The sequence below is a fragment of the Paenibacillus qinlingensis genome, from assembly GCF_031455095.1.
Lineage (GTDB): Bacteria > Bacillota > Bacilli > Paenibacillales > NBRC-103111 > Paenibacillus_E > Paenibacillus_E qinlingensis_A.
The window spans coordinates 79,084-91,434 of the sequence record NZ_JAVDSB010000003.1; the positions used below are offsets into that span (position 1 = coordinate 79,084).

At 45.3% G+C, this 12,351-nt stretch carries 12 protein-coding genes; 9 read left to right on the forward strand and 3 right to left on the reverse strand.

Translation table 11 applies throughout. The annotated features are described in order from the left end of the window. Positions 1-31: 31 nt before the first annotated feature. The 7 genes from J2736_RS11220 (at position 32) to J2736_RS11250 (ending at position 7,827) form a co-directional block, all read left to right on the forward strand. The gene (locus tag J2736_RS11220) at positions 32-928 is read left to right on the forward strand and encodes a carbohydrate ABC transporter permease (protein ID WP_310226502.1); all 897 of its coding nucleotides are present in this window, start codon (positions 32-34) and stop codon (positions 926-928) included. 11 nt (positions 929-939) lie between these two features. Next, on the forward strand, positions 940-1,770 hold the full coding sequence (locus tag J2736_RS11225) for a carbohydrate ABC transporter permease (protein WP_310226504.1): 831 nt from the start codon (positions 940-942) through the stop codon (positions 1,768-1,770). A gap of 45 nt (positions 1,771-1,815) precedes the next feature. After that, positions 1,816-2,736 carry a dihydrodipicolinate synthase family protein gene (locus J2736_RS11230; RefSeq protein WP_310226507.1) on the forward strand — a complete coding sequence of 307 codons (921 nt, stop codon included), beginning with the start codon at positions 1,816-1,818 and terminating at the stop codon, positions 2,734-2,736. Between the two features lie 16 nt (positions 2,737-2,752). Next, positions 2,753-3,433: an N-acetylmannosamine-6-phosphate 2-epimerase gene (locus J2736_RS11235; protein WP_310226509.1), complete on the forward strand. Its 681-nt coding sequence runs from the start codon at positions 2,753-2,755 to the stop codon at positions 3,431-3,433. Between the two features lie 16 nt (positions 3,434-3,449). Beyond that, entirely contained in the window at positions 3,450-4,406 is a 957-nt protein-coding gene (locus J2736_RS11240) for an ROK family protein (RefSeq protein WP_310226511.1), read from the forward strand. Between the two features lie 176 nt (positions 4,407-4,582). Continuing rightward, on the forward strand, positions 4,583-5,437 hold the full coding sequence (locus tag J2736_RS11245) for a helix-turn-helix domain-containing protein (RefSeq protein WP_310226514.1): 855 nt from the start codon (positions 4,583-4,585) through the stop codon (positions 5,435-5,437). A 101-nt stretch (positions 5,438-5,538) separates the two neighbouring features. Further along, a complete protein-coding gene (locus tag J2736_RS11250; protein WP_310226516.1) occupies positions 5,539-7,827 on the forward strand; it encodes a copper amine oxidase in 2,289 nt (762 codons plus the stop codon). A 96-nt stretch (positions 7,828-7,923) separates the two neighbouring features. Here the strand turns inward: J2736_RS11250 and J2736_RS11255 are convergent, their stop codons facing one another. After that, positions 7,924-8,724 (reverse strand): AraC family transcriptional regulator, encoded by an 801-nt coding sequence (locus J2736_RS11255; RefSeq protein ID WP_310226518.1) that lies wholly within the window; start codon positions 8,722-8,724, stop codon positions 7,924-7,926. A 139-nt stretch (positions 8,725-8,863) separates the two neighbouring features. Here J2736_RS11255 and J2736_RS11260 point away from each other — a divergent pair, with 139 nt between their 5' ends. Then, positions 8,864-9,634 carry a phytanoyl-CoA dioxygenase family protein gene (locus J2736_RS11260; RefSeq protein ID WP_310499098.1) on the forward strand — a complete coding sequence of 257 codons (771 nt, stop codon included), beginning with the start codon at positions 8,864-8,866 and terminating at the stop codon, positions 9,632-9,634. 54 nt (positions 9,635-9,688) lie between these two features. Here the strand turns inward: J2736_RS11260 and modB are convergent, their stop codons facing one another. Next, the gene (gene modB / locus J2736_RS11265; RefSeq protein ID WP_310226520.1) at positions 9,689-10,360 is read right to left on the reverse strand and encodes a molybdate ABC transporter permease subunit; all 672 of its coding nucleotides are present in this window, start codon (positions 10,358-10,360) and stop codon (positions 9,689-9,691) included. Positions 10,361-10,362: 2 nt separating this feature from the next. Further along, positions 10,363-11,193, reverse strand: a complete 831-nt coding sequence (gene modA, locus J2736_RS11270) for a molybdate ABC transporter substrate-binding protein (RefSeq protein ID WP_310226523.1) — start codon at positions 11,191-11,193, stop codon at positions 10,363-10,365. Between the two features lie 171 nt (positions 11,194-11,364). Between modA and J2736_RS11275 the strand changes: the two genes are divergently transcribed. Further along, a complete protein-coding gene (locus J2736_RS11275) occupies positions 11,365-12,318 on the forward strand; it encodes a helix-turn-helix transcriptional regulator (protein ID WP_310226525.1) in 954 nt (317 codons plus the stop codon). The last annotated feature ends 33 nt before the right edge of the window (positions 12,319-12,351 follow it).

Below are 12,351 nucleotides of genomic sequence, written 5' to 3' on the forward strand. Positions count from 1 at the left end.
TAAACTCACATGAGAAGGGGAGGGAAGCATAATGGAGGTAACGGTTCGTAAACCGAAAGGCTACATACGTCGAGACTGGCTGATGAGCTATTTATTTTTACTGCCTGCTCTAGGATTCTTTCTACTATTTGTTGCATATCCGATGTTAAAAGGGATTTATATTAGTTTTTTTGATTACTCTTTGCGTACATTTTCTTTTATTGGGTTCGATAATTATGTGTCACTCATTCATAATGAGACTTTTCTGAAATCGATGCGAAACACATTGCTGCTTGTTGTCATTACGGTTCCTATCGTCATCGTTTTTTCGCTTTTCGTAGCCGTATCCATCTATAAGAAAAAGGAATTTGCACGTTCCTTCTTTCGAGGCGTTTTCTATTTACCTGCTGTATCTTCCGTTGTAAGTATCACGGTTGTTTGGGGCTGGATTTACCATCCGAATTATGGGATTCTCAATTATTTGGGCAGTTTAATCGGTCTTGATCCCGTTTCTTGGCTGGGCGACCAGCGCACAGCGTTACTAGCGATTATTGCCGTGCTTATCACAACTTCTGTCGGTCAGCCGATCATCTTGTATGTAGCATCCCTAGGCAACATCCCAACTTCGTATATTGAAGCAGCAGAGATTGACCGAGCGACGCCTTGGCAAATTTTTATCAAAATTATCTGGCCCATGCTCATGCCAACCAATCTGTATATTATCGTCATCACGACGATTAATACGTTCCAGTGTTTTGCCTTAATCCAGTTACTTACATCGGGTGGCCCTGTTTATAGTACTTCTACGGTGATGTACGGTGTGTACGAGCAAGCTTTCGTGCTTGGTCATTTCGGCAGCGCATCAGCGATGGGTGTCTTTTTGGCCATCATAATCGGCCTTATTTCACTCATTCAATTCAAATTTTTTGGCAGCGATGTTGAGTACTAGGAGGGGACATCATGAGTTCATACGCTAGTCAAAGGGTATTTAAAGGCTTTTCGACCTTATTGTTGATCCTTTCTACGTTGTTTTTTATTTTTCCATTTTACTGGATTGTGACCGGTGCTTTTAAAATACAAACCGTTGCCACTCAGATTCCACCGGAATGGTTTCCGCTCAAACCGACCTTGCAGAACTGGACGGATTTGTTCAAAAATCCCGTGTGGCGCTGGACATTTAACAGCTTTGTCATCGCTTTGCTCGAAATGTTCGCGATATGTCTCGTCTCTGCTTCTGCAGGTTATGTATTGGCGAAAAAGGTATTCCCTGGCCGTGTATTCATCTTTACGATGTTCATCGCTGCCATGGCGTTGCCTAAACAAGTGATTCTAGTCCCACTGTTCACGATGTTAGCTGACTTTGGATGGGTCAATACGTATCATGGCCTCATTCTACCGGCAATCGGATGGCCATTCGGCGTTTTCCTGATGAAACAATTTTCACAGACGATCCCCGGTGAATTAATTGAAGCTGCTAAGATCGACGGTTGCTCGGAGTTTCGACTATTTGGGACGATCATCCTACCACTCTTGAAACCTGCTTTAGGAGCGTTAGCAATCTTTACTTTTATTGCATCCTGGAACGACTATTTCAGTCAGTTAATTATGACGAGATCCACATCAATGATGACCTTGCCACTTGGCGTGGCGACGATGCAGGGCGAATTTACAACCAATTACGGAATTATGATGGCAGGAGCGGCACTCGCGTCTGTTCCCATGATTGCGATCTTTCTCGTGTTCCAAAAAGCCTTTACACAAGGCATTACGATGGGTGCTGTAAAGGGATAACAAGCTTTATTAACATGAAACTAACCACTCGGAGGTTATCTACCTATGAAAACTTATGACTTAGACGCATTTCGGGGCATCATCATTGCCCTCTATTCCAGCTATGATGAACACGGCGAAATCAACACGAAAGCAGTGCGCGAAATCGCCCGTCACTACGCAAACGTTGGTGTAAAAGGGTTATACGTTGGCGGCAGTTCAGGCGAAGGGATGCTGCAGTCTGTGGAAGAACGCAAGCTTGTTCTTGCTGCAGTTATGGCAGAAGTCGGTGATGAGTTGACGATCATTGCTCATGTCGGAGCGCCAGCTACACGAGATAGCGTTGAGCTTGCAAAGCATGCTGCGGAAGTTGGCGCACACGCCGTTTCGGCGGTGCCAGCCATTTATTATCGCTTATCCCCGCAAAGCGTGGAAAGCCATTGGCAAGCGATTATCGATAGCACGTCATTACCTTTTATTATTTATCATATTCCGCAAACGACCGGCTTTCACTTATCTAAGCAGCTGTTAACTAAAATGGCGGCACAAGACAAAGTCATTGGCGTGAAAATATCCGCAGAAAGCACGTTTGAACTGCAGCAATTTAAAGCAGCTGGAGGCCGTGATTTTCTGGTTCTCAATGGTCCTGATGAGCAGTATTTGGCAGGGAGAAGCATTGGCGCAGATGGCGGAATTGGGGGAACGTATGGCGTGATGCCGGAGCTTTTTCTGAAAATAGAGCGATGCTATGTGCAAGGGGATTTGGCTGAAGCACAGCGTTGGCAGTTCATCGTCAATGAACTGATTGTTGAATTGCTATCGTTCCCATCCCTATACGGGGCATGCAAAGCGATTTTGAAATTGCGAGGCTTTGATCTAGGGGAGCCGAGAATGCCGTTGTTGCCAGTGGTGACGGAGGCAGATCATGCGCGAATTGAGCAATTGAATGCGAGAATACTGTCTTATATCGAGCAGGCGAACGCTTAAGGAGAGGGGGGTTCGGATGATGCGAAATGATATTTTTCCTGTGAGTGGTCTAATCGTTTCCTGTCAGGCGCTTGAAGATGAACCTCTGTATGGCGGAGACACGATGGCGAAGATGGCGAGAGCAGCTGTTCAATCCGGGGCTATTGGCATTCGGACGAATGGGGTTTCTGATATTTTGATGATAAAAAATGAAGTGAATGTCCCTGTGATTGGTCTTATAAAAAGAGTGATTCCAGGCTCTGAGGTGTTTATTACACCGACTTTGGAGGAAGTCAAAGCGATTGTGATGGCCGGCGCTGACGTCGTGGCCTTGGATGTCACGGACCGGGAGGGGCGATTGGAAGCGGTGAAGCCGCTTATTGCTTGGGCGCAGGCGATGGGCACTGCGGTTATGGCGGATATTTCTACCTTCGAAGAAGGTTTGGCAGCTGAAGCGCTCGGCGTTGATTTCATCGGGACGACACTTTCGGGGTATACGTCTTACAGCACACAGCAGGAAGGGCCTGACTTCGCATTACTGCGTGCGCTGAGTGATCGTGTTAAGGTACCGGTCATTGCGGAAGGCCGTATCTGGACACCCGAGGAAGCTGTGAAAGCCATGGCATGCGGAGTGTCGCATGTGGTGGTAGGGAGCGCGATCACACGACCGCAGTTGATTACGGAGCGGTATGTCAAAGCGTTGCGTCAGCGTGTCTAGGGGGGATTGTTATGTTATGAAAACATATATAGGAAATCCCTCTGCGTCTTACGCCATCGGCGTTGATATTGGCGGAACCAAAATTAATGCTGGTCTCGTAAGTGCGCGAGGTGAAGTGATCCATTTCGTGAGCGTAACGACATTGGCTGGGGAAGCGGATACGATAGATCGTATTTTGCTGGCAATTGGAAAAATAATGGAAGTAATACCATCTTCTCAGCCTGAGCTCAGCTTGAGGGGGATTGGTGTAGGGAGTGCAGGCCAAATCGAGTGGGAAACGGGCACGGTTCGTTCGGCATCCGAGCTGATTCCTGGCTATGCAGGTACACCGCTCAAAAGTATCCTGCAAGCACATTATGGGCTGCCGGTTATCGTCGATAACGATGTGAATGTGCTAGCCCTAACGGAGAAATATGTGGGAGCTGGGCAAGGTGTCGAACATTTTCTATGCCTTGCATTAGGCACAGGCGTAGGTGGCGCCCTCGTTGTGGAGGGGCGACTAGTTCACGGTGCATGGGGCGGAGGTGGTGAGCTCGGCCACATGTCCGTCGATTTTGGCGGTATCCCCTGCGTGTGCGGCGGAGTCGGCTGCTTGGAGCAGTACGCGTCAGGAACCTCCATTGCGAAGCGAATGCGCGAAAAGCTTGCCACTCTTGGTTTAGGGGAGGAAATGGTAGACTCTCGTGAAGTATTTGCCCGCTGGCAACTCGGTGATCCTGTGGCGACAGAGCTGATGAATGAAACCTTGGCAGCGCTTAGCGCAGCCATTGCTTCTTTGATTCATATGTTCAATCCTTCGTTGATCGTCATTGGCGGCGGTGTTTCGGAAGCGGGAGAGCGATTGTTTGTGGAACTAAGGCAAGAGGTATCGCGTAGAATAATGCCTGCGATGTGGGAAGGTGTTCGCATTGTGCCAGCCTATCAAGGCAATTCAAGCGGTATGATCGGGGCTGCTTTGCAGCTGTGGGAATGATGAAATGGCAGGAAAGAGTCTCGCTGGTGAAGCGAGGCTTTTTGTTGTTCTGAAAGAGATACAGATGGCATGTTGTGTTAGTTAAAACAATAATTGATGTTATATATATTGACATTAATTGTAGTGGTGCTTAATATAAGGACTTAAATAAGTTCGGAATAGGGAGAGGTGAGGAGATGATGAATGCTTTTGAGAAGGAATCGACCCAAGGATATATCCCTTTGCAACCTGAAATGGCGTGGTGTAACGCAGGTTATCAAGAATATAAAACACCTGGCGACGCTCATCATATCCCTGCACTTTTTTATCAATTTCGCTCCAAAGATGTCGAATCGCCAGAGTTTGTCGCCATTCCTGACGGTCATGTGGACATGTTATTTTGCTGTGACGCTAGTCAGCCTGACATCCAAGTATATGGCTCTGTGCTCTCCAGACACACGATTTTACTGAAAAGAAATACCGACTACTTTGGTGTTCGGTTCCTTTCTCTTCATATGACTGGTAAATCAAACATTGAGATGAAAGACTTGATAAGTCACTCTTGTAGCTTATTAGACTTTATCAAAATAAGTCCAAGAAGCATCGAACCTATTTATACAGCGGCAACGTTCACTGAAAAGATACGCTTCTTTCAGGAAACACTCGGTGAAGTGCTAACTATTCAGCAGGATTCACGACTCATACGTTTTGCTTTAAATCAAATGATCATATCCAAAGGGAATATGAGTGTAAAGGATCTGGCGAGCGAAACTGCTTATTCGGAGCGTTATCTTCGTAAGCAATTTGAGCATTTTGTCGGCTTATCCCCAAAAGTGTTTGGCCAAATTACAAGATTCCAGCACGCATTGAATGGGTTAATGACTGTGCCACAAGCCTCTGCGATATGGGAAACCATTTCGGAACATGCTGATTATTATGATCAAGCTCATTTTATTAATGAGTTCAAGAAGTTTTATCAAGAAACGCCACATGCATGGATGAAGCTTCACTCCTCTCATCTCAGCAACGTTTTCAGCTTTGATGTTACATAAACTAACATGATGACCGTTTTTTCCAATATTTCCACAATTCCTTCTAGTATACTAACGTCATCGAGATGAACTAAACGCTAGAACAGAAGGGGACTAAACGGATGAAAATGATGAACTCTTTGAAAAAGACGGTAATTCTGGGCACGATGTTAACTATGGCAATCACGCCATTAGCGCCATTTGGTTCGCAGCAAGCTTATGCACATGGCGGCAGCTTTGAAGATGAATACATGGCGTTACGACCAACACTTGAGGAATTTGGGGCTGCGGTGTACTGGGATGAAACATCTAAGACAATTCAAGTCGTGAAGGATGGTAAAGTTGCTAAACTTCATCTAGATAGTGCCAGTGTCAGTGTGAATGGTACGCTTCGAACACTTGCAGGGCCTGTTGTGATGAGGAATGGTATCACGTATGTATATCATGATTTTATCAATGAGATCTTCCAATCTGATGTAGTCTCAAATGTCCAAATTTCAAAAGATACGAACCCACTTAATCCGTTAAGCGCTGGAGAGATTGAGAAGGCTGTCAGCATTGTCAAAGAATCTGAAAACTATAAAGAGACGATTCTTTTTACAGAAATTTCTCTGAAACCCCCCGCGAAAAGCGATGTGTGGAACTATGTCCTAACTGGAGAAAGGAGTAAAGTTCTTCCTAGAGTGGCTGAATTCGTAGCATTGAAAGGTAAACATGTTATTGAAGGTGAAGTAAATCTCGCCGATGGCAAGCTGACCAAATGGGAAACAAAGGAAGGCGCTCACGGCATGGTTACACTGGACGATATGATAACAGTTCAAAGTGTAATTGAAGGGGATGCTGCGTATGCCAAGGCTATTGCGAAGCGTGGTATTTCGGATATTAAGAAAGTTGTAACGACACCTTTGACGGTAGGTTATTTTGGGGGCGAGGATGATCTGATTGAAGATGCCCGTCTATTGAAAGTAGTGTCTTATCTGGATACAGGAGATGGGAACTTCTGGGCACACCCGATTGAAAATCTTGTTGCCGTTGTCGATTTGGAAAAGAAACAAATTATTAAAATCGAGGATAACGGAGTCATTCCTGTTCCGATGCAAGCGAATCCATATGATGGTCGTAATTTTGCAGATAAACTAGCACAGAAGCCTCTTTCAATTGAAGAAACAGCGGGAAAAAATTACAATTTAACAGGTAATATGATCTCTTGGGGGAACTGGGATTTCCATTTGCGATTGGATAGTCGTGTGGGACCTATTCTTTCGACAATGACGTATAACGATCAGGGAGAGAAGCGGAAGATTATGTACGAAGGCTCGCTCGGCGGTATGGTCGTACCTTATGGGGATCCGGATATTGGTTGGTACTTTAAAACGTATTTTGATTCTGGAGAGTATGGTATGGGGACGCTGACATCTTCTCTGGTCAAAGGGAAAGATGTTCCGGACAACGCGGTGTTACTAGATGCTGTTACGGCCGATACACAAGGGAATCCTCGTACGATACCGAATGCGATGGCTATTTTCGAACAATATGCAGGTCCTGAATATCGGCATGATACGATGTCCGCGCAAGGTACCGACAGTAAAGAGCGTAGAGAATTAGTCGTGCGCTGGATCTCTACCGTGGGTAATTATGATTATATTTTTGACTGGGTGCTGCAACCAAATGGTACGATCAAAATCGATGTAGGGGCCACTGGGATTGAAGCGGTAAAAGGTGTCTTAACCAGTAATATGCATGATGCAACGGCGGTAGAGGATACGAAATATGGCACATTGATTGATAAAAATATTGTTGGCACCACTCATCAGCATATTTATAATTTTAGACTCGATATGGATGTGGATGGAGAGGACAATTCTTTTACTGAGATTGATCCGAAGGTCGCCGAGAACATGGATGGCGGGCCGCGTAAAAGTGTAATGATTACAGAGCAAAAATCCATAAAAACGGAACAAGAAGCTACGCAGAAATTCGATCCATCTACAATCCGAATTCTAAGTAACCCGAATAAAGAAAACAAAGTAGGTAATCCGGTCTCTTATCAAATCATTCCTTTTGCTGGTGGTACGCATCCGATTGCCAAGGGAGCGCTATTCAGTGCTGATGATTGGCTATTCAAACGTGCAGGCTTTATGGATAAGCAAATTTGGGTAACGACTTACCATCCGGATGAACGCTATCCTGAAGGGAAATATCCAAATCGCACTGCGAAGGATACAGGTTTAGGACAATTTACAGCTGACAATGCCTCGATTGAGAATACGGATGACGTGGTGTGGATCACGACAGGTGCTACACATGTGGCTCGTGCGGAAGAGTGGCCTATTATGCCAACGGAGTGGGTACACGCGATGTTGAAACCGTGGAACTTCTTCAATAATACACCAACTTTGAATCTGCCATAAAATAGTTTATCTAGGTAATCAATCATTAGGCAGATTATAGCTAGACAAGAAGCTGTTCGCGCGTAGGAGTTAGTTACGCTGAGAACAGCTTCTTTGTCATTCTCCCCGCCAGTTACCATGCCGATAGTCGGATGGTGTGGTGCCGGTTGAAGTTTTGAACAAGCGAGCAAAGTGAAACGAGTTTTTGAAGCCGCAGCGCATAGCGATTTCGCCAATGGCTAAGCCTGTTTGTGTCAATAATTCGTTGGCCCGCAGAATGCGATAGTTCCATACGAATTTGATCGGAGTGATCCCTTCGTGCTTACGGAATAAGCGAACGAGATGTTCAGGAGAAAGGCCGACTGCATTGGCAATGCCTTCCAGCGACAGATGGTCATGGAAATGCCCTTCGATATATTTCTTCGCGTGTAGAACAGAAGGATGTGTAAGCTGCATGTGGTTGCTAGTTGTTTCAGCAATAAATAACTGAAGGGCTGCTAAACCTAAGCTGCAAAGCGTTTCTGAGCCTGCGTCATAGCGTAATCGTAAGGATATCAGAATATCAGTTAAACGATTCATTTCCTCACTAATGGATTGAGTAGCTGGTAATTGCTCCAACTGCTGACGCTGATGTACGGAGAGCTCATCCACATGGACAGCAATCCAGCGATGCCAGGTTTCATGTTCCTTTGCGAATGTGAACTGTTCATTGTGGCCCGGCGTAAGAAGGATGACTTGACCGGGCTGGACGCAATGAGGAACCTCATCAATATATACCGTCATTGAGCCAGTATGCAGCAAGACGAGCTGAAGATCCGTTTGTATACGGGGGCCAAAGCGACTCCCGGGCGGATACACGACAGTTCCGCCAAAAGTAGACTTGACTTTAGGTATTCGAATAATGGGTTCTGTACTCATAATCGTGATCCTTTTCAATGAGTTAGTTGTAACATCCATATCAATTACAGATATATTTCAATCAATCACAGCCATGTTCGAAATGCGAGTTCGTCTGTATGCTAAGTATATAGCTGGAGCTTACAATTTGAAAGGGGAAATGGATGTGCAAAGTCAGGTTAAGGAACGATTGACACCTATCGGTGAAAAGGAATTAGCATTTTTCCATGAGCATGGGTATTATTTGTTGAAAAAAGGTTGCAGTGAAGATCTAGTTGATGCCTTTAATGGACATATTCACTCGATACGATCAGCAGATGAGATTGCCGAATGGGCGCTCCCCAGAAAAGGCGGTCAAGAAATCTCTCAAAAAGACCGCTTCTCTGTGCGATTATTTAATCCGCATAAGCAAGATGGTTTCTCACAACAAGTCATGAAGCTCCCTGTTATACGTGGCGCTCTCGCTCAAATGATGGGGGAGGAGGCTGTATGTGTGCAAAGTATGTACTTCTATAAGGAACCAGGTTCACCAGGTCAAGCTCCTCATCAGGATTACTACTATATCAAGGATGATCCAAAGTCGATGATTGCTGCTTGGATCGCTTTGGAGGATCTTGTGGATGAAGAAAACGGCTGTTTATGGGTCATTCCAGGCACGCATAAGCTGGGTTTACTGCCACATGGAAAGGTAACGAATCTTGAGGAGCATGAGAGCTGGACAGATGAAACTGAAGGTGTTGATTTGAAACAAGAGATTCCAGTTGTGATGGAAAAAGGGGACATTTTATTTTTCCATGAGCTGCTCATTCACTCGTCCTACAAAAATCGCAGCAAAGACCGTTGGCGCCGCTCGTATGTGTGTCATTATATTCGCAATGATTCCGTTGTTCTGTTCCGGGAAGACCTACGGGTCAAATATCCCCTGTACTAAAGGAAAAAAGCAGCATCTTCAAGAGGTTAGCCCTCATGGAGATGCTGCTTTTTTTCAGCTCTTCGTTCTGTGATTCGCGATGAACAGTAACCCGAAGGAAATCAGAATAATGGCTGCTGCCCAGTACCAGGCAAGTGTTTGATTTCCAGATTCCACTGCGATGTAAATAGCAGTTGGCAAGGTCTGTGTCTTATGCGGGATGTTGCCCGCGATCATGAGCGTTGCCCCGAATTCACCAAGCCCTCTGGCAAAGCCAAGGATGTACGCGGCAATGATAGAACGCCAAGCCAAGGGTAGCGTAATATACCAAAGGACCTGCCACTCGCTAGCTCCGATGGATCTTGCTGCATCCTCTAGGTCTTTGCTGACCATGGAGAAGCCGGTTTTCATCGTTTGGTACACGAGTGGGAAAGCCACCACGACTGAAGCGATCACAGCGGCTCCCCATGTGAAAATGATCGATTGATGGAACACATAGTCCATCCCATGTCCGATCCAGCTCCTTTTGCCTAACAGTATGAGCAAAATGAAGCCGACGACGGTCGGAGGCAGCACCAAAGGCAAGAGAAAAGTGGTCTCGACGACGATTTTCCCGGGGAAGTTCCGACGTGTCATTTTCCAAGCAGCTAAACCACCGAAGATAAGAACGTACACACTGGATACAATGGCAACTTTTAATGATAAAAGGATCGGATTAAGAAATTCAGTCCAGTTGATCTGTTCCATGCTTATTTAGGGATCGAGAAACCGAATTTAACGAATACATCTTGGGCTTCTTTACTTTGCAGATAGGTGAAAAAGTCGGACGTTTCTTTGCTATGTTTGGTTGCTTTTACGATACCGGCAGGGTATTCAATCGGTGTGTATGTTTTTGGATCTACGCTGAAAGCAACTTTAACACGCTTGGATGTAAGTGCATCGGTTTTATACATGAAGCCAGCTTCGGCGTTGCCTGATTCTACGTATGTAAGGACTTGGCGTACATCTTTGCCTTGCACGATTTTTGCTTGCAGGGAGTCCCAAAGTTTCACATTCGTTAACGCTTCTTTCGCATAGCTGCCAGCTGGAACAGTTGCAGGTTCACCAATGGCTATATGTTTAATGCTGTCACTGGAGAGATCTTCTGATTTCGTAACGGCTACTTTGCCATCCGCAGGAACGACAGCCACGAGTTCATTGATTAACAAGTTTTTTTGCTGTGCAGTATCGATCAATTGTTTGTCTACCAAAGTCTTCATATTTTTAGTTGCTGCCGAGAAGAATAGATCCGCAGGAGCACCTTGTTCGATTTGCTGTTGCAAGGCGCCGGAAGCACCGAAGTTGAAGTTAAGTTTGATTTGTTTGTTTTTGGTTTCGTAGTTCGTTTGAATTTCTTTCAATGCATCGGTTAAGCTGGCTGCGGCAGAAATCGTTAATTCTACTTTCTCCGTAGGTACTGGCGTTGCAGTTGGTGCTGTGCTCACTGCTGGTTGAGCTTTTTCACTGGAGCATCCCGTGATGATCATTGTTGCGATTGCAAAACCAGACAAAACCGCACTAAACTTCTTTAAATGTAACATAAGCCACCCTCCGATAATTGTTTTCTATCTATTTAGATATAAATAAAAATATTTAATTATAATTTATTATATATAACGATATTTAAATCGTCTATATCAGGATTGAAATACAACTTGTATCACCTTATGATAGGGAAGAATGGTTTCGAAAGATACCTAATGGAGGTTCCTATGACAACTGACGTTTCCTATACAACCGAAGAGATAGCAAAACTTTTGAAAATCTCCAAATTAACCGTTTATGATCTGATCAAAAAAGGGGATCTAGCCGCCTACCGTGTCGGTAAGCAGATGCGTGTAGATGCAGCGGATCTTGAAGCCTATAAAACACGTGCCAAAGGTGGCAAGGCTGCAGTTGTTTACCATGATGTAACTGAGTCTAATGCTCAGCAAGTGGTGTATGCCGGGCAGTCGCCCAAACAGTCCATTGTCATTACTGGACAAGATGTAAGCTTGGACATTCTGGCCAAACATATCGAAAGACAAATCGTCCCCTACAGACCGCTTCGTGCCTATGTCGGAAGTCTGGACAGTCTGATCTCCATGTACAAGGGTGAGTCGGATATTGTGAGTACGCATCTGCTCGATGGGGATACAGGTGAATATAATCTGCCTTATATCCGGAAATTGCTGATTGGCTCCTCCTATGTGGTCGTGAATCTGGTCTCGCGATCGGCGGGGTTATTCGTGCAAGAAGGCAATCCGAAGCAACTCCATGGTTGGGCAGATCTCAAAAGAACTGATCTTCGCATGGTGAACCGTGAAAAAGGTTCTGGAGCACGTGTTCTTCTTGATGAGCAGCTCCGTCTTCAAGGCATCTCATCGCAGTTGCTCCGCGGTTATGAGCACGAGGAATCTAATCATATGGGCGTAGCAGGTAAGGTTGCGTTAGGGGAAGCAGATTTCGGAGTCGGTATTGAGAAGGCGGCATCCATGGTAGGCGGCGTTGATTTCATCCCGCTCATTCAGGAACGTTATGATCTTGTGATGTTAAAAAAGCCAGAAAATCTCGCTTGGATCGATCGCGTTCTGCGAATTTTACAGTCGGAAGCGTTTCAGAATGAATTACGTCCTATCCGCGGCTATGACTTATCGTTGACAGGGCGTGTGCTATACGAGACATGAGTAGCAATTGTTTGAATGAGAAGCCGATCTTAA